24 protein-coding genes are annotated in these 25369 nt (G+C 74.2%); 13 read left to right on the top strand and 11 right to left on the bottom strand.

Going from position 1 to position 25369, the window contains the following annotated elements:
- Nucleotides 1-307 precede the first annotated feature (307 nt).
- Genes ACIQKA_RS07770 through ACIQKA_RS07750 form a run of 5 tightly spaced genes read left to right on the top strand, consistent with a single transcriptional unit; the run spans nt 308 to nt 6874 of the window.
- The gene (locus tag ACIQKA_RS07770) at nt 308-2392 is read left to right on the top strand and encodes a hypothetical protein (protein WP_402540362.1); all 2085 of its coding nucleotides are present in this window, start codon (nt 308-310) and stop codon (nt 2390-2392) included.
- 27 nt (nt 2393-2419) lie between these two features.
- The gene (gene pelF / locus ACIQKA_RS07765; protein WP_391092999.1) at nt 2420-3976 is read left to right on the top strand and encodes a GT4 family glycosyltransferase PelF; all 1557 of its coding nucleotides are present in this window, start codon (nt 2420-2422) and stop codon (nt 3974-3976) included.
- A complete protein-coding gene (locus ACIQKA_RS07760; RefSeq protein WP_402540361.1) occupies nt 3973-5451 on the top strand; it encodes a hypothetical protein in 1479 nt (492 codons plus the stop codon). The genes pelF and ACIQKA_RS07760 overlap by 4 nt, the downstream gene beginning before the upstream one ends.
- An 8-nt stretch (nt 5452-5459) precedes the next feature.
- Nucleotides 5460-6080 carry a spherulation-specific family 4 protein gene (locus ACIQKA_RS07755; protein ID WP_383154427.1) on the top strand — a complete coding sequence of 207 codons (621 nt, stop codon included), beginning with the start codon at nt 5460-5462 and terminating at the stop codon, nt 6078-6080.
- Nucleotides 6077-6874 (top strand): endo alpha-1,4 polygalactosaminidase, encoded by a 798-nt coding sequence (locus tag ACIQKA_RS07750; RefSeq protein ID WP_402540360.1) that lies wholly within the window; start codon nt 6077-6079, stop codon nt 6872-6874. Before ACIQKA_RS07755 ends, ACIQKA_RS07750 begins: the two co-directional genes overlap by 4 nt.
- A gap of 6 nt (nt 6875-6880) precedes the next feature.
- Here ACIQKA_RS07750 and ACIQKA_RS07745 read toward each other — a convergent pair whose 3' ends face one another.
- On the bottom strand, nt 6881-7687 hold the full coding sequence (locus ACIQKA_RS07745; protein WP_383435959.1) for an adenosylcobinamide-GDP ribazoletransferase: 807 nt from the start codon (nt 7685-7687) through the stop codon (nt 6881-6883).
- Nucleotides 7688-7712: 25 nt separating this feature from the next.
- Between ACIQKA_RS07745 and ACIQKA_RS07740 the strand changes: the two genes are divergently transcribed.
- Nucleotides 7713-8477, top strand: a complete 765-nt coding sequence (locus ACIQKA_RS07740; protein ID WP_383154420.1) for a hypothetical protein — start codon at nt 7713-7715, stop codon at nt 8475-8477.
- Here ACIQKA_RS07740 and ACIQKA_RS07735 read toward each other — a convergent pair.
- The 4 genes from ACIQKA_RS07735 to ACIQKA_RS07720 all read right to left on the bottom strand — a co-directional run bounded on the left by ACIQKA_RS07735 (nt 8417) and on the right by ACIQKA_RS07720 (nt 13362).
- Nucleotides 8417-9157, bottom strand: coding sequence for a hypothetical protein (locus ACIQKA_RS07735; RefSeq protein WP_391093005.1), 741 nt, complete (start codon nt 9155-9157; stop codon nt 8417-8419). The two genes, ACIQKA_RS07740 and ACIQKA_RS07735, sit on opposite strands and share 61 nt — an antisense overlap.
- Nucleotides 9154-10917, bottom strand: a complete 1764-nt coding sequence (locus ACIQKA_RS07730) for a phosphatidylglycerol lysyltransferase domain-containing protein (RefSeq protein WP_383154417.1) — start codon at nt 10915-10917, stop codon at nt 9154-9156. The genes ACIQKA_RS07735 and ACIQKA_RS07730 overlap by 4 nt, the downstream gene beginning before the upstream one ends.
- 110 nt (nt 10918-11027) lie before the next feature.
- Nucleotides 11028-12113, bottom strand: a complete 1086-nt coding sequence (gene cobT / locus ACIQKA_RS07725; RefSeq protein ID WP_402540357.1) for a nicotinate-nucleotide--dimethylbenzimidazole phosphoribosyltransferase — start codon at nt 12111-12113, stop codon at nt 11028-11030.
- A 46-nt stretch (nt 12114-12159) separates the two neighbouring features.
- Nucleotides 12160-13362 (bottom strand): bifunctional adenosylcobinamide kinase/adenosylcobinamide-phosphate guanylyltransferase, encoded by a 1203-nt coding sequence (locus ACIQKA_RS07720; protein ID WP_402540355.1) that lies wholly within the window; start codon nt 13360-13362, stop codon nt 12160-12162.
- A gap of 91 nt (nt 13363-13453) precedes the next feature.
- Between ACIQKA_RS07720 and ACIQKA_RS07715 the strand changes: the two genes are divergently transcribed.
- Nucleotides 13454-13660, top strand: coding sequence for a hypothetical protein (locus ACIQKA_RS07715; RefSeq protein WP_030205728.1), 207 nt, complete (start codon nt 13454-13456; stop codon nt 13658-13660).
- 180 nt (nt 13661-13840) lie between these two features.
- On the opposite strand, the gene ACIQKA_RS07710 is transcribed toward ACIQKA_RS07715, so the two are convergent.
- The 3 genes from ACIQKA_RS07710 to ACIQKA_RS07700 form a co-directional block, all read right to left on the bottom strand.
- Complete coding sequence (locus tag ACIQKA_RS07710) at nt 13841-14914, bottom strand: S1C family serine protease (RefSeq protein WP_402540354.1); 1074 nt, start codon at nt 14912-14914, stop codon at nt 13841-13843.
- A gap of 255 nt (nt 14915-15169) precedes the next feature.
- A complete protein-coding gene (locus ACIQKA_RS07705) occupies nt 15170-15946 on the bottom strand; it encodes a class I SAM-dependent methyltransferase (protein ID WP_402540353.1) in 777 nt (258 codons plus the stop codon).
- Nucleotides 15947-16011: 65 nt separating this feature from the next.
- Nucleotides 16012-16617 (bottom strand): DUF3043 domain-containing protein, encoded by a 606-nt coding sequence (locus ACIQKA_RS07700; RefSeq protein ID WP_383154404.1) that lies wholly within the window; start codon nt 16615-16617, stop codon nt 16012-16014.
- A gap of 293 nt (nt 16618-16910) precedes the next feature.
- On the opposite strand from ACIQKA_RS07700, the gene ACIQKA_RS07695 reads away from it, so the two are divergent.
- From ACIQKA_RS07695 to ACIQKA_RS07680, 4 genes are all read left to right on the top strand, one after another.
- Nucleotides 16911-17690 carry a PspA/IM30 family protein gene (locus tag ACIQKA_RS07695; protein WP_383154467.1) on the top strand — a complete coding sequence of 260 codons (780 nt, stop codon included), beginning with the start codon at nt 16911-16913 and terminating at the stop codon, nt 17688-17690.
- A 63-nt stretch (nt 17691-17753) separates the two neighbouring features.
- Entirely contained in the window at nt 17754-18032 is a 279-nt protein-coding gene (locus ACIQKA_RS07690) for a hypothetical protein (RefSeq protein WP_383441409.1), read from the top strand.
- Between the two features lie 387 nt (nt 18033-18419).
- Entirely contained in the window at nt 18420-19676 is a 1257-nt protein-coding gene (locus ACIQKA_RS07685) for a sensor histidine kinase (RefSeq protein WP_383154398.1), read from the top strand.
- On the top strand, nt 19673-20371 hold the full coding sequence (locus tag ACIQKA_RS07680; RefSeq protein WP_402540350.1) for a response regulator: 699 nt from the start codon (nt 19673-19675) through the stop codon (nt 20369-20371). Before ACIQKA_RS07685 ends, ACIQKA_RS07680 begins: the two co-directional genes overlap by 4 nt.
- A gap of 166 nt (nt 20372-20537) precedes the next feature.
- Here the strand turns inward: ACIQKA_RS07680 and nadA are convergent, their stop codons facing one another.
- Nucleotides 20538-21725: a quinolinate synthase NadA gene (gene nadA, locus ACIQKA_RS07675; RefSeq protein ID WP_383437575.1), complete on the bottom strand. Its 1188-nt coding sequence runs from the start codon at nt 21723-21725 to the stop codon at nt 20538-20540.
- A 236-nt stretch (nt 21726-21961) separates the two neighbouring features.
- On the opposite strand from nadA, the gene ACIQKA_RS07670 reads away from it, so the two are divergent.
- A complete protein-coding gene (locus ACIQKA_RS07670) occupies nt 21962-22318 on the top strand; it encodes an iron-sulfur cluster assembly accessory protein (RefSeq protein WP_015033024.1) in 357 nt (118 codons plus the stop codon).
- A 71-nt stretch (nt 22319-22389) separates the two neighbouring features.
- Here the strand turns inward: ACIQKA_RS07670 and ACIQKA_RS07665 are convergent, their stop codons facing one another.
- Both ACIQKA_RS07665 and ACIQKA_RS07660 read right to left on the bottom strand, forming a co-directional pair.
- Entirely contained in the window at nt 22390-23952 is a 1563-nt protein-coding gene (locus ACIQKA_RS07665; RefSeq protein ID WP_391093010.1) for a hypothetical protein, read from the bottom strand.
- 75 nt (nt 23953-24027) lie between these two features.
- Entirely contained in the window at nt 24028-24234 is a 207-nt protein-coding gene (locus ACIQKA_RS07660) for a hypothetical protein (RefSeq protein WP_383154387.1), read from the bottom strand.
- A gap of 129 nt (nt 24235-24363) precedes the next feature.
- Here ACIQKA_RS07660 and ACIQKA_RS07655 point away from each other — a divergent pair, with 129 nt between their 5' ends.
- On the top strand, nt 24364-25338 hold the full coding sequence (locus ACIQKA_RS07655; RefSeq protein ID WP_383154384.1) for a carbohydrate kinase family protein: 975 nt from the start codon (nt 24364-24366) through the stop codon (nt 25336-25338).
- The last annotated feature ends 31 nt before the right edge of the window (nt 25339-25369 follow it).

The following is a 25369-nucleotide window of genomic DNA, read 5'->3' as shown; positions in this document are numbered from 1 at the left end:
GATGGGCCGACCGTGCCCGCCGCATCGTATTTCGGCCCGGAGAGCGCCGGGAACGAGCCTACGCTCGCTCGCCCGGTTCGCTCACGGCGGCGTTGATTCACTCATCCGTGGTGTCTCTTTCATGTTTACCGGCCAAAGTCGAAGAGCACCCCCCACACTCGCCTCAATCACGCAAGGGCGACGCCCTCGCCTTCGCGCCATCTGCAACATCTTCACAGGCCCGCCCGGTCCCGTCCCGGCCCGGCGCGGTCCTGCACGAGGGGGGAAACCACCGATGGACTCCGGCCGAATCCGTATGCCCGGAAACATGTCACGCACCGCCCCGGACCACCGCGCCCCGTCCCGCACCGCGTCCCGCATAGCCCGCACGGCGGCCCTCGCCGCCGCCGCGCTCGTCGCCACCGTCGTGCCGTCCGCGCAGGCCGCCACCGCCCCGGCGGCGCCCCGCGTCGACCTCACCGTCCTCGTCGTCGACGACGGCGGCAGCGCGGTCGGCGCGATCACCGCCGAGCTGAAGGGCTCCGGCATCCCGTACCGCAGGATCGACCTCAACGACCCGAACCGGCCGGTCGTGAACCAGGCCTTCCTCAGCGAACCCTCCGACAGCGCGACCGGGCGGCCCCGCGCCAAGTACCAGGGCGTCGTCCTGCCCCACGAGACCGCCTTCGGCCCCGACTCCGCCGAGCAGGCCGCGCTCCGGGCGTACGAGCGGACCTTCGGGATCCCGCAGGTCGACGCCTACACCTGGTCGCACCCGGGCGTCGGCCTCGACTACACCAGCGAGGGCGGCACGTCCGGCGTCCTCGACGGGGTCACCACCTCCGTCACCGCCGCCGGCAGGGCGGGCCCCTTCCGCTACCTCGCCGGCTCGCTCACCTTCGAGGACAACGACCCGGCGGTCTCCGAGAGCTACGGCTACGCGGGCCGCCCCCGCGCCGGCTACACCAGCTACCTCGACGTCCCCGTCGACGGCGGCCGGGCCAGCCTCGTCGGCGAGTACGCCGCCGACGGACGCCGCGAACTCGTCGTCACCTTCGCCTACAACCAGTACCAGCGGCAGTTCCGGGCCCTCGCCCGCGGCATCGTCGAATGGCTGACCCAGGGCGTCCACCTCGGGCAGAGCCGCAACTACCTCTCGGTCCACGTCGACGACGTCTTCGCCCCCGACGCCCGCTGGGACTCCGCGCGCGACTGCACCCCGGGCGACTTCGACTGCGTCGGCGACGACGGCGAGGGCGCGGACCCGATCCGCATGACCGCCGCGGACGCCCAGTACGCCGCCGCCTGGCAGAAGGCCTCCGGCCTCACCCTCGACATGGTCTACAACGGCGGCCAGGGCGAGCAGTGGAGGACCGAGCACGGCGGTTCCGACCCGCTCGCCGACCGGCTCGTCGCCGACCGCGCCCAGTACCGGTGGATCAACCACACCTACACCCACCCCTTCCTCGGCTGCGTCCAGGACACCACCGTCGTGCCCTGGCGGTGCGCCGCCGACGCCCAGGGCGACACCCTCTGGGTGAGCCGCGCCGAACTGTCCGCGCAGATCCGCGACAACCACGACTGGGCCGTCCGCAGGGGCATCTCCGTCGACCGCTCCGAACTCGTCACCGGCGAGCACTCCGGCCTGAGGACCCTGCCCCAGCAGCCCGTCGACAACCCCCACCTGGACGGCGCGCTCGCCGACAACGGCGTGAAGTGGATCGCGAGCGACAACTCCCGCGAGCCCGGGCAGCGCACGGTCGGCACCTCCTCCGGCGCCGCCAGGACCGTGCCCCGCCACCCCGTGAACGTGTACTACAACGTGGGCACCGCCGCCGAGATGGCCGACGAGTACAACTGGGTCTACACCTCCCGCGCCGACGGCGGCAGCGGCATCTGCGAGTCCAATCCGGCCTCCACCTGCCTGCCCGCCCCGCTGCCCGTCGCCACCGGCTACGCCGACCACATCGTCCCGCAGGAGGCGCGCACCGCGCTCTCCCACGTCCTCGGCAACGACCCGCGCCCGCACTACGTGCACCAGTCCAACCTGGCCGAGGAGCGACTCCTCTACCCCGTCCTCGACCGCGTACTGGCCGACTACCGGGCCCTGTTCGCGCCCTCCGCGCCCCTGGTCAACCCGGCCCAGCGGGAGGTCGGCACCGAGCTGGCCCGCCGCGCCGCCTGGGACCGGGCCCTCGCCGCCGGAAAGGTCACCGCCTACCGGATCGGCACCACCGTCACCGTCAAGGCCCCCTCCGGCGTCACCGCGCCCGTGACCGCCCCCGAGGGCACCCGCAAGAAGCTGCTCCTCGGCACCACCGCCTTCGGCACGGCCTACGCCGGCACCCGCTCCGCCTGGACCTCGCCCGAACTGCTCCAGAGCGCCGTCACCCTCACGATCCCGACCACCTGACCCAGCACGTTCCGGGGGGAACCGAACATGCCGAGCAGTGGCCGCCACGTCACCATGCTCACCGAAGGCACCTATCCGCACGTCCACGGCGGGGTCAGCACCTGGTGCGACCAACTCGTCCGGGGCATGCCCGAGGTGGACTTCGACATCCTGGCCCTCACCGGCAGCGGACGGGAGCCCGTCGCCTGGGACCTGCCGTCCAACGTCGTCCGGCACACCGCGTTCCCCCTCTGGGGCCCCTCCCGGGGCCCGGCCGCGCCCGTCCGCGCGCGCCGGGCCCCGCGGGGGCGGGACCGCCGCCGCTTCCTCGACACCTACGAACGGCTCCTGCTCTCCCTGCTCGACCCGGGGACCGGCTACGACTTCGGCACGAGCCTGTACGAACTGGCGGCCCTCGCCCGGCGGGGACGGCTCACCGCGGCCCTCCGCTCCGAGGCCGCCCTGCGCTCCCTGATGTGGACGTGGGCCATGCCGCACCTGCCGACGCGCGCGGCCCGGCCCACCGTCCACGACGCCCTCACCGCCACCGACCTGCTCGAACACGCCCTGCGCCCGCTCGCCGCCCGGATATCCCCCGGCGGTGTGGCGCACGCCGTCTCCAGCGGCCTCGCCACCCTGCCGGCCCTCGCCGCGCAGCACTTCGAAGGGGTCCCCTTCCTGCTGACCGAACACGGCATCTACCTGCGCGAGCGGTATCTCGGGTACCGCACCGAGACGCAGCCCTGGCCCGTCAAGGCCCTGATGCTCGCCTTCTACCGCGAGCTCAACACCCTCGGCTACCGCAAGGCCGACCTCATCACCCCCTGCAACCGGTACAACCGGCGCTGGGAGGAGCGCGGCGGCGCCCCCGCCGACCGCATCCGCACCGTCTACAACGGCGTCGACCCGGCCCTCTTCCCCGAGGCCGGCCCCGAGCCCGCGACCCCCACCCTCAGCTGGTGCGGACGCGTCGACCCCATCAAGGACCTGGAGACCCTGATCCGGGCGTACGCGATCTGCCGCGCCGAACTCCCCGCGCTGCGGCTGCGGTTGTTCGGCCCGGTGCCCGCCGGGAACGAGGACTACCGGACCCGCCTGGAGAAGCTCGCCGCCGAACTGGGCGTCACCGACGGCGTCACCTTCGAGGGCCGCGTCTCCGACGTGCCCTCGGCCTACGCGGCCGGCAGCGTGGTCGTGCTCTCCTCCATCAGCGAGGGCTTCCCCTTCTCCCTCATCGAGGCCATGTCCTGCGGCCGCGCGACCGTCTCCACGGACGTCGGAGGGGTGCGGGAGGCCGTCGGCGACACCGGGATCGTCGTCCCGCCCCGCGAACCGGCCGTCATGGCCGCCGCCCTCTCGGCGCTCCTGGGCGACGGCGCCCGCCGTGCCGAACTGGGCCGCCTGGCCCGGCAGCGGGTCGTCGACCGCTTCACCCTGAACCGCTCGGTGGACGGCTTCCGCCGGATCTACCGCGAACTGGCGGGCGACCGGCCACGCGCCCGCGCGGACCGCCCCGACCGCCCGGCCCCGAGGCCCCGGACGGCCGGCGCCCCCGCCGTCCGCCGCACCCCGGCGGCCCTCGTGGCGGGAGGCACCCCGGCATGAGCGGCTCCCTCTGGCTGAAGCCCCCGAAGGAGGGGGACACCCTCCCGGCGATCCCGAGACCCCGCCGGGAGGACGCCCCGAAGGACACGCACGCACCGAAGGGCCCGGACACGGAGAGGACTCCGGGCACGCAGAGGGCCCCGGACCCGGGCCCCGCCCCCGACCCCCTCGACGAACTCGCCGAGCGGCTCGACGGGTTCGTCGCCGCCGCCGTGCACCCCGACGAGGTGGCCGCGCTCCTGGAGTCCGACGGCATGACCGACGACCACATCCGGCTCACCTACGGCCGCGCCGACTCCTTCGCCCTCGCCGAGGACCTCTACGCGCGCGTGGAGCGGCGTCACCCCGCACCGCAGGCGCCGCCCGCCGGGCCCCGGTTCGGAGGGCTCGCGAACTGCCTCCTGCGCGGGCTCGTCTTCGCGCTGCCCGGCCTCGCGTACGTCCTCGCCGCCCCGCTGCTCGCCGGGGAGCACGGCCGGTACGGACTTCCCGGCGGAACGGTTCCGCTGCTCGCCGGGGCCGTCACCGGCTGGGTCTGGAACCAGGCCCTGTCCCACCGCGCGTACACCTGGCTCGGCCTCGGCGACCGGCCCGCCGCCGCCCGCGCCCTGCTCACCGGCGCGCCCCCGGGCGCCCTCGCCGGGACGGGCGTCGCCCTCGCCGTCGCCGCGCCCGGCGAGACCCCGGCCGCCGTCTTCGCCGCCGGACAGGCGCTCTACCTCGCCGCCGCGACCGCCCTCCTGGTCCTCGGCCGCGAACGGGCCCTGCTCGGCGCCCTGGTGCCGCTCGCCGGGGCCGTCCCCGCCTTCCGCTGGGACCTGCCCGACCCCCTGCGGACCGGCCTCCTCCTCGCCTCCCTCACCGCCACGACCGTCCTCGCCGCGCTCGTGCTCCGGCCGGGCCTGCGGCGGTCGGCGGCGGGAAGCGGCGGACCCCCGCGCGCGGCCTCGCTCCCGTACGGGCTCTTCGGCCTCGGCAGCGGTCTGCTCGTCCTGCACGCGGGCGTCGGCACCACCCCGGTGAGCGGCGCGGGGGCCGTCGTCGCGCTCACCCTCTCCATGGGGCCCGCCGAATGGCTGCTGCACCGCTTCCGGGGCGAGAGCCTGGCCCGGCTGCGGACCCTCACCACCGCCCGCGAGTTCCGGCGGGCGGCCACCGGCACCCTCGTCCTCTGCCTCGGGAGCTACCTCACCGTCCTCACCGCCCTCGCCCTCGCCGTGACCCTGCTCTGGCCCGGGGCGCCCCGGCCGGCCCTCCCGCACCTGCTCGCCCTGCTCCTCGTCGGGACCGCGCTCTGGCTCGGGCTGCTGCTCCAGGCCTTCGGCGCGGTGCTCGGCGCCGCCACCGTCTGCCTGCTCGCGGCGGCCGCGCAGACCGCGCTGCCCGCGGCGGGCCCGGCGGCGACCGGGGGAGCGGCGGCCGTGCTCGCCGTCCTCACCTGTGTTCTGCTGGTACGACCCACCGCCCACCGCTAGGGGATGCGATGACGACCCCGTCCCTCCTGGTGCCGTTCTACGAGCACCCGGCCGAACGCCCCGACGCCTGGGCGGCGCTCGTCGGCGCGGCGCCCTCCCTGTACGGCGTCGTCCTCAACCCGGCGAGCGGCGCGGGTCCGGCGCCCGACCCGGCGTTCGCCGGGGCCGCCGGGCGGCTGCGGGAGGCCGGCGTCCGGGTCCTCGGCTACGCGGACACGGCCTACGGGCGCCGCCCGCAGGCCGAGGTCGTCGCCGAACTGCTGCGCCACCGCGACTGGTACGGCGCCGACGGCGCCTTCCTGGACCAGGTGGCGACCGCGCCCGAAGCCCTCGCCCACTACCGCCGGATCGCGGTCGCCGCCCGGGCCGCCGGGGCCGCGACCCTGGTCTTCAACCACGGGGCCCACCCGGACCCCGGCTACGAGGCCCAGGCCGACCTGCTCGTCACCTTCGAGGGCCCCTGGGACACCTACCGCACCCTCGACCTGCCGGTCGCCGCCCACTACTGCCACCTGGTCTACGCCGCCCCCGCCGGGTTCCGCCCCGCCACCCCGGTGCACTGCGCGGTCCCCGGCGCGGGCGCGCACCCCTGGGGCACCCTCCCGCACCTCCCGGAGCCCGCCCGATGAGAAGACGCCCGCTCTCCCTGCTCGCGGGGCTGCTGCTCCTCGCCACCGCCTGCACGACGGCCCCCGACCCCGCCCCCGACGCCAAGCGGGCGCAGGAGCGCTGGCGGCCGAAGCCCGGCCTCGCCTGGCAGTGGCAGCTCAGCGGCCGGCTCGACCCGACGGTCGACGTCCCCGTGTACGACATCGACGGCTTCGACCACCCGGCGTCCGCCGTGAAGGACCTGCACGCCCGGGGCCGCAAGGTGATCTGCTACCTCTCCACCGGCGCCTGGGAGGACTTCCGCCCGGACGCCGGCCGCTTCCCGGAGGCCGTGCTCGGCGGGGGCAACGGCTGGAAGGGCGAGCGCTGGCTCGACGTCCGCCGCACCGACGTCCTCGGCCCCCTGATGGCCGAACGCCTCGACATGTGCCGCGACAAGGGCTTCGACGCCGTCGAGCCCGACAACATGGACGGCTACAAGAACCGCACCGGCTTCCCGCTCACCGCCGCCGACCAGCTCCGCTACAACCGCCTGATCGCCCGTCTGGCCCACGAGCGCGGACTCGCGGTCGGCCTGAAGAACGACCTCGACCAGATCCCGGAGCTCCTCCCGGACTTCGACTTCGCGGTCAACGAGCAGTGCGCCGAGTACGAGGAGTGCGACCGCCTCACCCCGTTCGTGAAGGCCGGCAAGGCGGTCTTCCACGTGGAGTACGAGCTGACGACCGCGCGGTTCTGCCCGCAGTCCCGGCGCCTCGGCCTCGGCTCCATGCTCAAGAAGTACGAGCTCGGGGTCTGGCGCAGGCCCTGCTGAGGCCGGTCAGCCCAGCGTCAGCGCCATCAGGGCCGCCGTCGCCGCCGTCTCCTCCACCGCGCCGAACACGTCGCCCGTGACCCCGCCGAACCGGCGCACGCAGCGGCGCAGCAGCAGCGCCGCCGCACCCAGGGCGGCGCCGGCCGCGAGGACGTTGCGGACCGCGTCGTACGGGGAGAGCAGCAGGCCCGCCCCGGCGGCCAGGACCAGGAAGGCGCCGGTCACCAGGGTCGCGGAGCGCACCGGGACCGTCGCGGCGACGATCGCGCCGAGCCCCTCGGGCCGGGCCGCCGGGACGCCGAGGCGGGAGGCGTGGGTGAGGGCGAGGCGGGCGACGGTGGCGGCGAGGACGGCGGCGGTGACGCCGTGCGCCCAGCCCTCCTCGTACAGGTGGGAGAGCGCGGCGACCTGGGCGAACAGGACGAGGACCACGGCGATCACGCCGAACGGGCCGATGTCCGACTGCTTCATGATGCGCAGCGCGTCCTCGGCCGGCTTGGCGCTGCCGAGGCCGTCGGCGGTGTCGGCGAGGCCGTCGAGGTGGAGGCCCCGGGTGAGGACGGCGGGCACGGCGGCGGTGACGACGGCCGCGAGCAGCGGGCCCGAGCCGAGCAGCAGGAACGTCCCGCCGAGCGCGGCCGAGGCCAGGCCGACGGTCAGCCCGGCGAGCGGGGCGCAGAGCATGCCGGCGCGCGCCGCGTCCCGGTCCCAGCGGGTGATGCGGGCGGGGAGCACCGTGAGGGTGCCGAAGGCGAAACGCAGGCCGTCCATCCGGGCAGGGTAATCGCCGGTTCCGGGCGGTAGATTGCGCATAAAGCCCATTTCGGAAGGGGGTGGCATGGGTCACTGGTTCTCGCGGAACATCCTCGAGCCGGGGAAGCTCCCGCTGCTCCTCGCCCTGACCTCATTTGTCGTGACGTTCCTGGTCACACGGACCATCACCCGTCTCATCAGGGCGGGGAAGGGACCCTTCGGGAACGTCTCCTCGGGCGGCCTCCACATCCATCATGTCGTGCCCGGCGTCGTCCTCTCCGTCATCGGCGGCTTCGGCGCGGTGGGCAGCGGCCGGCACGGCGTCGGCGCCGCCGTCTTCGCCGTCGTCTTCGGGATCGGCGCGGGGCTCGTCCTGGACGAGTTCGCGCTGATCCTCCACCTCGACGACGTGTACTGGAGCGAGGACGGCCGCAAGAGCGTCGAGGTGGTCGTGCTCACCGCGGCCCTGGTCATGCTCGCCCTGAGCGGCTTCTCGCCGCTCGGCGTCGACGACGTGTCCGAGGACGAGCGCCAGGACCGGGCCGCCTTCGTCGTCACCATCGTGCTCAACTTCCTCTTCATCCTGGTCAGCCTGGTGAAGGGGAAGTTCAGGATGGCCGTGATGGGGGTCTTCGTCCCCTTCGTGGCGATCGTCGGCGCCGTCCGGCTGGCCCGCCCCGGCTCCTGGTGGTCCAAGCGCTTCTACCGCCGCCGCCACCGGGCCAGGGCCCGCTCCCGGCTGCGCACCTACCGCCACGACCGGCGCTGGACCAAGGTCCGCCGCCGCTTTCAGGACCTGATCGGCGGCTTCCAGGAACGCGTCTCGGGCCCCGGCTCGACCCCGCCCTGACGCCGCTCGCGCCGGGAGGCGCACGCGATCAGGACGAGGACGGCGGCGATGGCCGCCAGGTGCTCCTTGCCCGCCAGGTTCGGCTTCACGACCACCTCCACGACCATCGCGAGGACCACCAGGCCGCCGGTCCAGTACGCGCGGTACCGCCAACAGACGTAGACGGCGAGGCCCACGACGGCCGCCGACGGGCCGGTGTCGACCACCAGGGCGTCGGAGGCCGGCAGGCCGAACGGGCTGTCCGGGCCGATCGCGACGCCCACGCGCGCGTAGAGCGTGCCGGCCAGCGTCGACAGATAGGCGACGGCGAGCGTCCGCCGGCGCCCGAGGCAGATCTCGGCGATCCCGAACACCAGCAGCACCTGCGCGAGGGCGCCCCAGACGGGCAGGTCGAGCGCGGGCACGAAGAGCGAGAGGGGGGTGCGGAGCAGCGCGAGCCAGAGCGGGTCCCCGGCCCGTACGAAACCGATGTCGTGGACCGGCCCGTAGCCCCAATCCTGGTTCTGCACCACCTGGAACAGGGCCGTCAGGCAGACCGCCGCCAGCGTCACGGGTATCGCCCGCCACCGCTTCGTGACGAGGGCCGTCCGCACGGCGGTGAACAGCGGTCCCCACTCGCGGCGGGCGAACCCCCGGACGCCGCCGCCCCGGGAGGCCCCGCCCCGGGAGGTTCCGTTCAACGCCCGCCCTCCAGGTGCCTGCGGTGCAGCCACTTCGGCAGCCCCGGGGCCTCCAGGAACCCTTCGGCCCGTCCGGCGGCCAGGCCGATGCGCAACAGGTCGGCGCTCTTCTCGAAGAGCATGAATCGGGGCTCCCAGATCGGTCGGTACTTGGCGTTGGCGCGGTACAGCGACTCGATCTGCCACCACCGGGAGAAGAAGCTGAGCAGCGAACGCCACATCCGCAGCACCGGCCCCGCCCCGAGCTTCGAGCCGCGTTCGAAGACGGAGCGGAACATCGCGAAGTTCAGCGAGACCTGAGTGATCCCGATCTCCTCGGCGCGCTGGAGGAGTTCGATGACCATGAACTCCATCAGGCCGTTCTCGGACTCCCGGTCGCGGCGCATCAGGTCGAGCGAGAGCCCCTTCGGCCCCCACGGCACGAACGAGAGCAGCGCCCGCAGCTCGCCCTCGGCATCGGTGCACTCCAGCATCACGCAGCGTCCGTCCGCCGGGTCGCCGAGCCGGCCGAGCGCCATCGAGAAGCCGCGCTCGGTCGCCCCGTCCCGCCAGTCGTCCGCCTTGCGCACCAGCGCGGCCATCTCCTCGGCGGGGATGTCCTCGTGGCGCCGGATCCGGACCTCGTACCCGGCCCGCTTGACCCGGTTGAAGGCCTGCCGGACCGTCCGCATGGCCCGCCCGTCGAGGGTGAACTCGTCGGTCTCCACGATGGCCTCGTCGCCCAGCTCCAGGGCGTCCAGGCCGTGCCGGGCGTAGATCGTCCCGGCCTCCTCGCCCGCGCCCATCACCGCCGGGATCCAGCCGTGCTCGCGCGCCTCGGCCAGCCAGGGCTCGATGGCGCCCGGCCAGGCCTCGGGGTCCCCGATCGGATCGCCGGAGGCCAGCGAGACCCCGCCGACCACCCGGTAGACGACGGCGGCCTTCTCGCTCGGGGACCACACCACGCTCTTCTCGCGGCGCAGCGCGAAGTAGCCCAGCGAGTCGCGGTCCCCGTGCCGGTCGAGCAGCGCCCGCAGCCGCTCCTCGTCCTTCTCGGTCAGCGGGTCGACGGCCCGGCGGGAGCGGAAGGCGGCGAAGAGCACCGCGCACAGCAGCAGCGTGGACAGGACGTTGACGGCGACGTCGACCCAGCCCGGGGGTGCGATCCCGGGGAACCGCGCGTCGTCGGAGGCGAGCGTGACGAGCCGCATCAGGCCGTAGCGCCAGCGGTCCGCGAAGGTGGAGTGGCCGGAGGAGGTGTTGGTGACGGTCACCAGGAGGGCGGCGAGCAGCGAGGTGACGAGCAGTCCGCCGACCGCCACGACCGCGGCGAGCAGCGGGTTGGAGCGGTCGCCCTTCGCGTAGAACTCCTTGCGGCCGAGCAGCAGCGCGAGGACGAAGGCGGCGGTCAGGACCAGCGAGACCCAGTTCTGGGCGTGCCCCCGGACCTCGGGGAAGAGCATCACCAGGGCGAAGAGCAGCAGGAAGAGGCCGCCGAGCACCAGGTTGAGGATCCACGCGGCCCGCTTGCGGCGGCGCATGGTGATCGCCAGGAAGAGAGTGAAGAGCCCCGAGGCGAAACCGGCCGTGAGCAGGTACGGCGTGAAGTAGTCGTCCTCGTTGTGCCGGCGCAGGTCCTGGCCGAACGAGACCCAGACGGCGCTCAGGAGGTTGATGAACGTGACGACGCGCAGGTACCAGACGGCGAACGCGGCGCCGCGCCGTGAACGGGCGGTGGTGCCCCGGGGCGTGCCTTCGGCGGACAAACGGACCTCTCCCATGAAAAGCGATCATATGGGGCACCGTCGGTCGTGCGGCGACGCCGGAGGCGGCCGCACGCGCGTCGCGTGCGGCCGCCCCGGAGACGATGTGAGTCCGCCGTGCTTCCCCGTCAGGCCCCGGGGACACCCGGGAGGTCGCCGTCGTCCGGAGTGGTCGGCTCCGGACGCTCGGGCAGCTCCGCGGCGAGCGCCGCCGCGGCCTGGACCAGGGGGAGCGCGAGCAGTGCCCCGGTTCCCTCACCCACATGGACGCCGTGGTCGAGCAGCGGGTTGAGCGCCATCCGGTCCAGCGCCTTCGACTGCGCCGGCTCGCCGCTCACCTGGCCCGCCAGCCACCAGTCCGGCGCCCGGAACGCCGCCCGCTGCGCCACGAGCGCGCAGGCCGCCCCGACCACGCCGTCCAGGATCACCGGCATCCGCCGCACCGACGCCTGGAGCAGGAACCCGGTCGTCGCCGCCAGGTCCGCGCCGCCGACCGCCGTGAGCAGCGCCGCCTGGTCGCCCAGGACCGGCCGGGCCCGCCGCAGTGAGTCCCGGATCGCCGCGCACTTGCGCATCCACGCCAGGTCGTCGATCCCGGCGCCGCCCCGGCCGGTCACCACCGAGGCGTCCGTCCCGCACAGGGCCGCGATCAGGGTGGACGCCGGGGTCGTGCCGCCGACGCTCAGGTCCCCGAGCACCACCAGATCGGTGCCCGAGTCCGCCTCCTCGTCCGCGATCGCCACGCCGAGCCGGAGCGCGGCCGCGGTCTCCTCGGACGTCAGCGCGTTCTCCACGTCGATCCGGCCGCTGCCGCGCCGGATCCGGTGCCGCACGACCTCGGCGGGCAGCAGCTCCGGGTCGCAGTCCAGACCGGCGTCCACGACCCGCACCGGCACGTTCGCCGCGCGGGCGAGCACGGCCAGCGGGCTCGTCCCGTCCAGGACCGCCCGCACCAGCTCGTGCGCGGTGCCGGCCGGACGCCCCGACACGTCGAGCGAGGCCACCCCGTGGTCGCCCGCGAACAGGACGACCTTCGGCTGCGCGATCGCCCGCACCTTCACCGAGGCCTGCGCGGCGGACAGCCACTCGCCCAGCTCGTCGAGCCGCCCGAGCGCCCCCGGCGGCACCGCGAGCCGCTCCCGGCGCTCCTCGGCGTCACGCCGTATCCCCCCGTCGGGGCGCTCGATCAGATCGGAGAAGTCGTCCAGGTTCACGGTTCCGCCTTGAGACACATCAGCCAGGGCCATCGGTGATCGCACCCTACCCGCGCAGCACCAGCGCCTGCCCCGCGACCACGAGCACCACCTGCTCGCACTCCTCCGCGAAGGCCGCGTTGAGCCGGCCCAGTTCGTCCCGGAACCGCCGCCCCGCCGCAGTCGCGGGCACCACGCCCGCGCCGACCTCGTTCGTCACCGCCACCAGCGTGCGCCGCGTCGCCCGCACCGCCGCCACCAGCTCCGCCGTCCGCTCCCGCAGCGCCTTCTCCCCGCCGTCCGCCCAGGCCTCGTCGTCCCAGGCGCCCACCTCGTCCATGGCGTGCGTCAACCACAGCGACAGACAGTCGACCAGGAGCGCCGGCCCGTCCTCCCCGAGCAGGGGCACGAGGTCGCAGGTCTCGGAGGTGCGCCACGAGGCCGGCCGCCGCTCCCGGTGCAGGCCGACCCGCTGCGCCCACTCCGGGTCGCCCTCCCGGGTCCCGCCGGTCGCCACGTACAGCACCTCGGGGAAGGTCTCCAGACGCCGTTCGGCCTCCACCGACTTCCCCGACCGGGCCCCGCCCGTCACCAGGGTCCGCCGGGGCACGTCCGGCACCTCGTGGTACTCGCCCGCGTACAGCGTCGTCCCGTCCGGCACCGCCCGCGCCCCCGCCGCCGCGAGCCGCCGGTCCAGCTCGGCGCCCGTCGGCGCGCCGTGGTCCAGGTGCGCCGCGATCACGTCCGTGGCCGGTCCGACGGCCCCGGTCGCCCGCAGCCGGGCCAGGCCGTCCGGACGGCCCGTCACGTCGGCCACCACCACGTCGTACGGCGCGAGGCGCTCCTCGCCGAGCCCCGCCGGGGCGCCGCCCGGCGGCAGGTAGAGCAGCCGCTCGCCGTCCGCCGAGGTCACCTCGTACCCGGTGCCGGGGGAGTCCATCGCCACCGCCCGCACCCGGTGCCCGCTGATGAGCGTCAACTCGCGTCCGTCCGGCACCCTCCCCGCCGTCGGGAGTCCGGCGGGCAGCTCCACGGCCGGTCCGTCGTGCGGATGCGTGAGCAGCACCTGCCGCACGCCCACGAGCGAGTGCCCCGACCGGGCCGCCGCGAGGGCGGCCCCCGGGGTCAGATCGAGCAGCAGGGCCCCGTCCACGAGCAGCGCGGTCGCGGCACGCGCGCGCGGCCCCCGGGAGCGCGCGCACACGGCGCAGGGGCAGTCGGGACGGGGGAGGCCGAGCGGGGCGCCGGTGCCGAGCAGAGTCAGTTCCACCCTCAGATCCTCCCGCGTGGCCGCGAGGCGTGCGCGCCCGGCTACGCTGCGGGCAGGAAACCGATCATCCGGTGAGCGCCAGGAGGCGGACATGGCATGGACGTGGCGGTTCGAGAAGTCCGACGGCACCGAGGTCGAGCCGGTGGTGACACCCGAGGAGTTCACCACCCAGGGCGACGCGGAGAGCTGGATCGGAGAGCACTGGCGTGACCTCCTGGGCGGCGGCGCCGATCAGGTGACCCTCTCGGAGGACGGCACGAAGATCTACGGCCCGATGCCCCTGAACGCGGAGGGATAGGGAGCCCGGCGGCCTCGGGGGGCGCGGAGCCGACGGGTCCCGCGCCCCCTCGGGCCACGGGACACGGGTCCCGTCCTCCCCCGGGGTGACGTACCTCGTGCCTGCTCGGCTTCCGGGAGCCGACGGGTCCGGCGCCCCTCGGGTCCGGGGAGCCGGCGGTCCCCGTCCCCTCCGCGGCGGCTACATCTCGCCCAGCGTGACCTCCGTCTTCGCCGTCTCCGTGCCCCGCACGTACGTCACCTGGACCTTCTCGCCCGGCTTGCGCGAGGCCAGTGCCTCCGACAGCGAGGTGATCGTGGTGATGTCGGCGTCGCCGATCCGGGTGATCACGTCGCCCGGCTTCAGGCCCGCCCGGCCCGCCGCGCCGTTCGCCGGCGCCTCGACCACCGCGACGCCGGCCGGCTCGTAGTCGTCGTTCAGGACCGTGCGCCCGGTGATGTTCAGGGCCGCCCGGCCGGAATCCGTCACCTTGCCGTCCTTGATGATCTGGTCCGCGACCGTGCTCACCATCGACGCCGGGATGGCGAAGCCGATGCCGGGCGCCGAGCCGCCGCCCATCTCCGGGTCGGACGCCGCGAGCGTCGGGATGCCGACCACCTCGCTGTCGAGGTTCACCAGCGCGCCCCCGCTGTTCCCGGGGTTGATCGCGGCCGACGTCTGCACCATGTCCCCGATGGTCGCGCCCGTGCCGCCGCCGGCCCGTCCCTCGCTGACCGTCCGGCCGGTGGCCGAGACGATGCCCTGGGTCACGCTGCCGGAGAGGCCGAGCGGGGAGCCCATCGCGAGCACGATCTGCCCCATGTCGACGGCGGACGAGTCCCCGAACCTCGCCGCCTTCAGCCCCTGCGGCACGTTCTCCAGCCGGATCACGGCGAGGTCCTGCTCGGGGTACGAGGCGACGAGCCGCGCCGTCACCGGCTGCCCCCCGGTCGCCGCCGTGACCTTGAAGCTCTTCTCCTGGCCGACCACGTGCGCGTTGGTGACCACGTGGCCCTTGTCGTCGTAGACGACGCCCGAGCCGAGGCTGTTCGCCGCGTCGATCTGCACGACCGACGGCAGGACGTCCTTGATGACGGCCCGGTAGTCCTCCTCCAGTTCGTTGGCGGAGCGCGGCGCCGCCGCCTGGGTCGACCGCTTGGGACCGGCCGCGTCCCCGGCGGAGGAGCAGCCCCCGACGAGCGCGGCGGCACAGGCCCCGGCGGCCAGGGGGAGGAGGAGACGGCGGGTACGGGCGCGGGCACGGGATACGTCCATGTCCGGAGTATCCGTTCGGTCCCCGCCCCGGGCCCGGCGAGCGCATCCGATCAGGGGGCCACCGCGGCCCCGCCGTGCCGGACTCCGCCGCTCACGGCCCCGCCGTCCGCGCACCACGTACGGGTACGGCCGCCGTCCGCGACCCCGCATGGACACGGCCGTTGTCCGCCCACACCGCATATGGATACAGCCGCTGTCCACGCACCCCGCACGGATACGACCGCTGTCCGCGCGCACCACACACAGATACAGCCGCTATCCGCGCACTCCGCACAGGTGCAGCAGCGCCGCGATCCGCCGGTACGGGTCCGTGCGCCCCGCCCGCTCCTCGGCGGCGAACAGCCGGTCCAGCGCGTCGGCGGCCGGCAGGCCCATCTCGGCCGGGACGCCGTCCGTGAAGACCCGCACCCCGTACCAGGCGTGCAGCGGCGCCGCGATCCCCGCGAGCGTCGACGTGAGCGCGTCGAGCCGGTCGGCCCGCACCTTCACCCCTCCGTCGTCGCTGTAGACGTCCGAGTCGAAGCCCGCGAGCGCCCCCGACCAGTCCCCGGCGAGCCCCGGCCGCATGGCCAGGGCGTCGGCGTTCCGCACCACCAGGGAGAGCAGACCCCCGGGGGCCAGCATCCGGGCCAGGCCCGCGAGCAGCGCGTCCGGCTCGTCGGCGTACATCAGCACGCCGTGACAGAGGACCACGTCGAAGCTGCCCGGCAGGAAGTGCACCCCGGTCTCGCGCCCGTCGCCCTCGATCATCCGGACCCGCTCGCGGATCCCGGCGGGCTCCGTCGCCAGCGACTCGCGGGCCGCCTTCAGGAGGTCGGGATCGGCTTCGAGGCCGGTCACGGTGTGACCGGCCCTGGCCAGGCGCAGGGCCTGCGCGCCCTGCCCCATGCCCGCGTCGAGGATGCGCAGCCGCTGCCCCACGGGGTAGCGGCCGGTTATCTGCTCGTCGAGCTGGCGGGCGACGATCTCGTGGCGGATGGTGTCACGCAGCCCGCCGGAACCGGCGGGCCAGTGCGTGACGACGGGCAGCACGGGGCCGGCCGCCTCCGATGCGGACCCGTCGAACCCGGGCCCGCCCCACTCCGAGCGATCGGCGCTCAGGGCCGCTCTCCGCGCTTGACCTGCGGCTTCGGCAGTCGCAGTCGGCGCATCTGGAGCGTACGCATCAGACCGTAGGCCACGGCTCCGCGCTTCGGCTCGTTCGGGAAGCGGGCGTGGAGCTGCTTCCGGAGCCGGATCCAGATGCCGATCGAGTCGATGACGATCAGGATGATCACGCCGAGCCACAGGAGCAGCGAGATGTTCTGCAGCGACCGGTTGGCGTTGCCGAACAGCGACAGCACGAGGATCACCACGGCCATCGGCAGGAAGAACTCGGCGATCGCGAACCGGGAGTCCACGAAGTCGCGCACGAAGCGGCGCACCGGACCCTTGTCGCGGACGGGCAGGTAACGCTCGTCACCGCTGGCCAGGGCCTCGCGCTGACGGGCCAGGTCCGAGCGGCGTGCCTCGCGCTGGCGCTTGGCGGCCTCCTTGCGGTCGAGCGGCACCGTCGAGGCGCGACGGCGCTGGGTCTGCGCCTCGCTCCGCTTCGGCGTCGGGCGGCCCTTGGGGGCCTCGGGGTCGCGGGGCTGCTTGGTGGAGAGGTCCGCCGTCACCTTGTCGGTGGGGGCCTTCTCGTCCTTCGAACGGCTACGGAACACAAAACCCAAGGGTACGGGGTGGGGCGCATGAACCCCATGCCGGGCGGGAACGATCCGCTAACGGACTGCGTCTTGGCCGGTACGTACGGGGAAAGGGCACGGGTTTCCCCGGACTCCGTCTACTCCCTGCGCGGGAGGGGACGCCGCACGCAGTCGTCCTTGGGGAGGAGCGCATCCCGCCCCGAACAGTGCGGTAATGGAGTCGGGGCCCGTACTGTGGACCTTGTTGAAGAGCTGGAGCCGAGTCCGTCAGAAGGGGGCGCGCGAAGCCCATGAGCGGTGTCATGAAGCGTATGGGGATGATCTTCCGCGCGAAGGCGAACAAGGCCCTTGACCGGGCCGAGGATCCGCGCGAGACGCTCGACTACTCCTACCAGAAGCAGCTGGAGCTGCTGCAGAAGGTGCGACGGGGCGTCGCCGACGTCGCCACCTCCCGCAAGCGGCTCGAACTCCAGCTGAACCAGCTGCAGGGCCAGTCCTCCAAGCTGGAGGACCAGGGCCGCAAGGCGCTGGCGCTCGGCCGCGAGGACCTGGCCCGCGAGGCGCTGTCCCGGCGGGCCGCGCTCCAGCAGCAGGTCAGCGACCTGGAGGTGCAGCACCAGACGCTCCAGGGCGAGGAGGAGAAGCTCACCCTCGCCGCCCAGCGCCTCCAGGCCAAGGTCGACGCCTTCCGCACCAAGAAGGAGACGATCAAGGCGACCTACACGGCGGCCCAGGCCCAGACCCGGATCGCGGAGTCCTTCTCCGGCATCTCGGAGGAGATGAGCGACGTCGGCCTGGCGATCCAGCGGGCCGAGGACAAGACCGCCCAGCTCCAGGCGCGCGCCGGCGCGATCGACGAACTGCTCGCCTCGGGCGCCCTGGACGACCAGTCCGGGCTCGCGAAGGACGACATCCAGGCGGAGCTGGACCGGCTCTCCGGCGGCACGGACGTCGAGCTGGAGCTCCAGCGGATGAAGGCCGAGCTGGCCGGCGGTCCGTCGGCGCAGCAGCAGGCGATCGAGGGCGGCAACGGCGCGGCGGCGCCGCAGCAGCAGAACCAGCAGCAGTCCCACCCGCGCTTCGAGAAGTAGCCCGGCCCTCCGGAAGAAACCGGACGACGGAAGCAACCGGACGACGGAAGAACAGGACGCGTCATGATCGTACGGATCATGGGGGAGGGTCAGTGGAAGCTGGCCGACAGCCACTTCGCCGAGCTGAACCGGCTCGACGACGAACTGCTCGCGGAGATGGAGACCGGTGACGCGGACGGCTTCCGCCGGACGCTCGGCGCCCTCCTCGACGCCGTCCGCCGCCTCGGCGAGCCGCTCCCGGACGACGTCCTGGAGCCGTCGGAACTGATCCTCCCGGCCCCGGACGCGAGCCTGGACGAGGTCGGGAAGATGCTCTCCGACGACGGCCTCATCCCGGGCTGACCCGCCTCCGCACACCCGCCGCGAAGGTCCCGGCCCCTCGGGGGCACCGGGACCTTCGCGCTGCCGGGCCCGCCCGGGCCACGCCGCGCGCACGTCGGCGGGCCGGGGCCGCCCGTACCGTGCCGCCGGGCCCGGGGCCGCACCCGCCGCCGGGCCGGGGCCGTACACACGCACGTACCTCCGGGCCCTGCCCCGGGCCGCCTGGACCTGTCCCCGGGCCCGCACCCGCGTCCTCTGCCCCGAGCCCGCACACGCGTCCCCTGCCCCCCGGGGCCCGCACCCGCGTCCCCTGCCCCCTCCGGGTCCGCACACGCGTCCCCGGGCCCGGGCGCCCCGCGCCGCCGCGCACCCGCCCCCGTCCCGTCCCGCCCCGTACCGTTGCCTCCCGTGACTCCCACCGGATCCGCCGTCGGCGCGCTCTCCGCCCGGCGGCTCGTCGACTGGGCGCGGACGCACCCGCTCGCCCTCGACGCGGCCCTCGCGCTCGGCGCGCTCGTCTGCATGGTCGCCGGGTCGTTCACCGACCCGCACGGCAGCCCCGACGGGCCCACCTTCGGCGACCGCGCGCCCGACGCGCACAGCGTGCTGCTCATGGTCGCCGGAGCCGTCACCCTGGTGTGGCGCCGCCGCAACCCCTTCGTCGTGCTCGCCCTCACGGTCGGGTTCACCCTCGTCGAGCTGCTCGACGACAGCAGGCCCGCCCCCATCGCCATGAGCGCCGTCGTCGCGCTCTGCACCGTCGCCGCCCGCACCGACCGGCCCACCACCTGGCGGGTCGGCCTCGCCACCATGACGGTCCTCACCGCCGCGGCCATGGTCTTCGGCCCGACGCCCTGGTACGCGCAGGAGAACCTCGGCATCTTCGCCTGGACCGGCATGGCGGCCGCCGCCGGGGACGCCGTCCGCAGCCGGCGGGCCTTCGTGGACGCGATACGGGAGCGCGCCGAGCGGGCCGAGCGCACCCGCGAGGAGGAGGCCGGGCGCCGGGTCGCGGAGGAGCGGCTGCGGATCGCCCGCGACCTCCACGACGTCGTCGCCCACCACATCGCCCTGGTGAACGTCCAGGCCGGGGTCGCCGCCCACCTCATGGAGAAGCGCCCCGACCAGGCCAAGGAGGCCCTCGCGCACGTCCGCGAGGCCAGCCGCTCCGCCCTGGACGAGCTGCGCGCCACCGTCGGCCTGCTGCGCCAGTCCGGCGACCCGGAGGCCCCCACCGAGCCCGCCCCCGGCCTCGCCGTCCTCGACGGGCTGCTCGACAGCTTCCGCAAGGCCGGCCTCCCGGTCGCCCTGGCCCGCGCCGACGGCGACAGGCCGCTGCCCGCCGCCGTCGACCTGGCCGCGTACAGGATCGTGCAGGAGGCCCTGACCAACGTGCGCAAGCACGCCGGACCGGACGCCGCGGCAGAGGTCAGCGTCGTGCGGGTGGGTCGTACGGTCGAGATCACCGTCCTCGACGACGGCCCGCCCGCCGTCGTCCCCGCCCCGGCCCCGGCCGGCGGCCACGGGCTGCTCGGCATGCGCGAGCGGGTCGGCGCGCTCGGCGGCACCCTGACCGCCGCACCCCGCTACGGCGGCGGTTTCCGCGTCCAGGCGATACTGCCCGTGGCCCCCCGCACGGGGGAGGGCGAGGGGGAGGACACATGACGATCCGGGTGCTGCTCGCCGACGACCAGGCCCTGCTGCGCAGCGCCTTCCGGATCCTGGTCGACTCCGAGCCCGACATGGAGGTCGTCGGCGAGGCGCCCGACGGCGCCCGGGCCGTCGAGCTGGCCCGCGCCGAGCGGCCCGACGTCGTCCTGATGGACATCCGCATGCCGGGCACGGACGGCCTCGCCGCCACCCGCGCGATCACCGCCGATCCCGGCCTCTCCGGCGTGCGGATCGTCATGCTGACCACCTTCGAGGTCGACGAGTACGTCGTGCAGTCGCTGCGCGCCGGCGCCTCCGGCTTCCTCGGCAAGGGCGCCGAACCGGAGGAGCTGCTCGGCGCGATCCGGGTCGCCCACGCCGGCGAGGCGCTGCTCTCCCCGGCCGCCACCAAGGGCCTGATCACCAGCTTCCTCGCCCAGGGCCCCCGGGACGACGGGGCGGACGCCGCGGGCGAAGGCGCCCGGGCCCGCTCCGAACGCCTGGACGCGCTCACCGCCCGCGAGCGCGAGGTCCTCGTCCTCGTGGCGGGCGGCCTGTCCAACGACGAGATCGCCCGGCGGCTCGACGTCAGCCCGCTCACCGTGAAGACCCACGTCAACCGGACCATGGCCAAGCTCGGCGCCCGCGACCGGGCCCAGCTCGTGGTCACGGCCTACGAGTCGGGACTGGTGCGCCCGAGGGCGGAGTGACCCGCCACCCGCCGCCCCGCCCCCGGCGACCCGCCGCCGCTGCCCCCGCCGTCCCGGCGCGCTCCGGACCGGGCCCGGCGGGTACGCCGAAGGGCGCCCCGCGACACGGGCGGGGCGCCCTTCGGCGTACGTACAGGAGCGAGTACGGGAGGGTACGGAGGAATCGTTACGGCAGCGCCAGCATCCGCTCGAGCGCCAGCTTCGCGAAGCTCTCCGTCTCCTTGTCGACCTCGATCCGGTTGATCAGCTTGCCCTCGGCCAGGGACTCCAGGGCCCACACCAGGTGCGGCAGGTCGATGCGGTTCATGGTCGAGCAGAAGCAGACCGTCTTGTCGAGGAAGACGATCTCCTTGCCCTGGTCGGCGTACCGGTTCGCCAGCCGCCGGACGAGGTTCAGCTCCGTGCCGATCGCCCACTTGGAACCGGCCGGGGCCGCCTCCAGGGTGTTGATGATGTACTCGGTCGAGCCCACGTAGTCGGCGGCGGCGACGACCTCGTGCCGGCACTCGGGGTGGACGAGCACGTTCACGCCGGGGATGCGGGCCCGCACGTCCTCGACCGACTCCAGCGAGAACCGGCCGTGCACCGAGCAGTGCCCCCGCCACAGGATCATCTTGGCGGCGCGGAGCTGCTCGACGGTCAGCCCGCCGTTCGGCTTGTGCGGGTTGTACAGGACGCAGTCGTCCAGGGACATGCCCATGTCGCGGACGGCGGTGTTGCGGCCCAGGTGCTGGTCTGGCAGGAACAGCACCTTCTCGCCCTGCTCGAACGCCCAGTTCAGGGCCCGCTCGGCGTTGGACGAGGTGCAGATGGTGCCCCCGTGCTTGCCGGTGAAGGCCTTGATGTCGGCCGAGGAGTTCATGTACGAGACGGGCACGACCTGCTCGGCGACGCCGGCCTCGGTCAGCACGTCCCAGCACTCGGCGACCTGCTCGGCGGTGGCCATGTCGGCCATCGAACAGCCGGCGGCGAGGTCGGGCAGGACGACCTTCTGGTCGTCGCCGGTGAGGATGTCGGCCGACTCCGCCATGAAGTGCACGCCGCAGAAGACGATGTACTCCGCCTCCGGCTTGGCGGCCGCGTCGCGCGCGAGCTTGAAGGAGTCGCCGGTGACGTCGGCGAACTGGATGACCTCGTCGCGCTGGTAGTGGTGGCCGAGCACGAAGACCTTGTCCCCGAGCTTCTCCTTGGCCGCGCGGGCGCGTTCCACGAGGTCGGGGTCGGAGGGCGACGGCAGATCGCCGGGGCACTCCACGCCGCGCTCGCTCTTCGGGTCCGCCTCGCGGCCGAGCAGGAGGAGGGCGAGCGGCGTGGGCTGGACGTCGAGCTCATGACGGGTTGGGGCCGTGGTCACGTCACGCACCCTTTCTTCGGGGAACCTTTTCGTCTAAATGACGCTATCTATCATAACCCCTTCACGTCACGTTGACGATGTCCATAGTGTCGATGTGACGAATTCGCCGTCCGCACGTCTGGACAGGGTGTGCGAGCATGAAAGAAGGAAAAATCCACTCGGCCCGGAATGAATCCGGGGCACCGTCGGTTTCCACCGTCGGCAAGCAGTCTCCGTACACACCGGGAGAGAAGCAGATGTCCGTATCGGACGAGAAGACCACTGTCAGCGACGGCATCCTCCTGTCCGACGCCGCCGCGGCCAAGGTCAAGGCCCTCCTCGACCAGGAAGGCCGCGAGGACCTGGCCCTGCGCGTCGCCGTTCAGCCCGGCGGCTGCTCCGGCCTGCGTTACCAGCTCTTCTTCGACGAGCGCTCGCTCGACGGCGACGTCGTGAAGGACTTCGACGGCGTCAAGGTCGTCACCGACCGCATGAGCGCCCCGTACCTGGGCGGCGCTTCGATCGACTTCGTCGACACCATCGAGAAGCAGGGCTTCACCATCGACAACCCGAACGCCACGGGCTCCTGCGCCTGCGGCGACTCGTTCAGCTAAGTCGTACGCGTGCGTGAGGGCGGGCCCCGGAACTCCTTCCGGGGCCCGCCCTCACGCGTGTGCCGGGGACCTCAGCGGCGCGGCACCGTCTCGCCGCTCGCCGCGTCCACCACCGGCCGCGAGCCGAGCGGGGCGTCCAGGGTCACCGTCCTCACGACCTCCACCGCCATGGCCACGCACATCCGGCCCGGTTCGGCCGGGGTCTCCTCGATCCGGAGGACGACCCGCTCCGGGGTCTGCTCCGCCGTCACCCCGTACGTGCTGCACACCCCGCCCCAGAAGGCGACCGTCAGCTTCCGGCCGTCGTCCCCGGCCTCGTACGACTGGACCTGCCGGGCCGGTGCCGTGCCGTCGTCGGGCGCCGGCGGGGTCTTCACCGGCGGCGCCGGGGAGCGGTCCTCGACCGCCGTCCGCACCACCGTGTACGGCGCCGCGTCGGCCGGGTCCGCCGTGAACAGCCACGCCGGTACGAGCAGCCGCTCGCCGTCCACGTCCTGCGCGGCGAGCCCGAAGACCGCGCCCGTCACCGGCACCTCGACCGGCGGGCCCTGGTCGGCGGACGACTGGCAGGGCGGAACGGGCCCGCCCGTGGGCTTCCCGGCGCCCGGGACCTCCTCGACCGTCCCGGGCCTCCCGGCGCCGGGAACCTCCGCCGTTCCCGGCTTCCCGGCGCCCGGGACCTCGTCCGTCCCCGGCTTCCCGGCGCCCGGCGCCTCCCCGTTCGGGGCGGGCGTGGCACAGCCGCCGATGCCGATCGGGCCCGTGCCCTTCGAGTCCTCGTTCAGCTCCCGGAGGGCCTCGGCCGCCCCCACCACGGGGTACGCGGCGCCCTCGGCCGGCACCTTGAGCATCCCGCTCCCGCCGGACACCCGGCCGTCCGGCTCGACGTGCAGCCCCGTCGACCAGCCGTAGGTCGGGAGGCCGCCCACCACCGGCTCGGCGTTGACCACCCGTACGGACCCGTTCATCACCTGTCCGGCGCCCACCTTCGCGCCGTCCTGGCCGATCGCCTTCAGGACCGGGGCCGCCGCGGCCTTCGCCGCCGCCTCGCTCACCGGCGAGCCGCCGCGCGAGGGCTTCGTCTCTCCCGGCGGCGGACACGCCTTGCCCTTGAGGCAGGTGTCGCCGACCGGACCGCCGTCGTACCAGGAGTACGTCCAGTTCCCCGGCGCCTTGCGCGCCACGTCGAGGCGCGGCCCCGAGCCGTCCTTCTCCGGCGCGATCGACCAGACGTCGCCCGCCAGGACGGGGCGCCCGGAGACGCCGAGCGCGTCGGCCAGCCTGGTCACCTCCGCCGAGGTGACCAGGCCCTCGGGCCGGTGGACCGCGGCCGAGGAGGGCCCTTGGGGGAGTGGGCCCTTGGCTTTGTAGACGGTCCCGCGCGGACCGCCGCCGGGGTCGGGCTCGCCGGGCGCGATCCCGGGGCCCCCGTCCGTCCCGCCGTCGCCGGCCCCCAGGCGCAGCTGGGGCGGGGGCGCGGCGGCGTCGGCGGACCGGCTCGCGCCGTCCGCCCCGCCGTCGCCGGACGCCGCGGTGGCGAGGTAGACCCCGCCGCCCCCGGCGAGCAGCACGCCCGCCGCCACCGAGGCGGTGAGCAGCGTCCGCCGCCTCCGACCGTTCTCCGTACCGCTCACGGCTCAGCTCCTTCGGCCCTTGGTCATCTCCGTGGAAGACACCGATGGGACGGGGCGGGAGCCCGGACGGTTCCGTCAGCCGCCGTACTCGGCGGTGGCGTCGATCAGCCGGGCCGAGGCGGCCGGCACAACGACCCCGTTGATCAGGGCGGGGGAGACCGGAGCGGACTCCGGCTCCACCGGCGCCACCCAGTGCGGGGCCATGCGGGCGCCGTCGCCGCGGAGCTGCGCCAGGCTCAACTCGGACTCGTATCGCTCTCGAGGAGCGGGGTGGAGACTCATGGGCGCACCGTACGCACCGCCGGCCCGCGGAGAAAAGGCCTACTCTGGGGTAGTTTCCACTGTTCGGCAGGGCGGGCCCCAGCGGGTAGCGTGAACTGTCATTACCGCCTTCCCGCAGGAGCGCCCGCCGTGCGTATCGCAGTCACCGGCTCCATCGCCACCGACCACCTCATGACCTTCCCCGGAAGGTTCGCCGACCAGCTCGTGGCCGACCAGCTCCACACGGTGTCCCTCTCCTTCCTCGTGGACAACCTGGACGTGCGCCGGGGCGGCGTCGCCGCCAACATCTGCTTCGGCATGGGGCTGCTCGGCAGCAGCCCGGTCCTGGTGGGTGCCGCCGGCTTCGACTTCGACGAGTACCGGGCCTGGCTCGACCGGCACGGCGTCGACACCGACTCGGTCCGCATCTCCGAGGTCCTGCACACCGCCCGCTTCGTCTGCACCACGGACCGGGACCACAACCAGATCGGCTCCTTCTACACGGGCGCGATGAGCGAGGCCCGGCTGATCGAGCTCAAGGCCGTCGCCGACCGCGTGGGCGGCCTCGACCTGGTCCTGATCGGCGCCGACGACCCCGAGGCGATGCTCCGCCACACCGAGGAGTGCCGCACCCGCTCCCTCCCCTTCGCCGCGGACTTCTCGCAGCAGATCGCGCGCATGGACGGCGAGGAGATCCGCACCCTCCTCGACGGCGCCACCTACCTCTTCTCCAACGAGTACGAGAAGGGCCTCATCGAGTCGAAGACCGGCTGGTCCGAGGCGGAGATCCTCTCCCGCGTCGGCCACCGCGTCACCACGCTTGGCTCGCGCGGCGTGCGCATCGAGCGGGCCGGCGAGGACCCGATCGAGGTCGGCTGCCCCGAGGAGACGGCCAAGGTCGACCCGACCGGCGTCGGCGACGCCTTCCGGGCCGGCTTCCTCACCGGCCTCATCTGGGGCGTCGGCCACGAGCGCGCCGCCCAGATCGGCTGCATGCTGGCCACCCTCGTGATCGAGACCCTGGGCACCCAGGAGTACACCCTGGGCCGCGCCAACTTCATGGAGCGCTTCACCAAGGCGTACGGCGACGAGGCCGCCGCCGAGGTCCACGCGCACCTCGTCTGACGCCCGCCCCCGCCGGGCCCGGGACCTCCCG

This window comes from Streptomyces sp. NPDC092045 (assembly GCF_044756005.1).
GTDB lineage: Bacteria > Actinomycetota > Actinomycetes > Streptomycetales > Streptomycetaceae > Streptomyces.
Note: the sequence above shows the minus strand (reverse complement) of the source record. Positions and strands in the feature narration are given on the sequence as shown.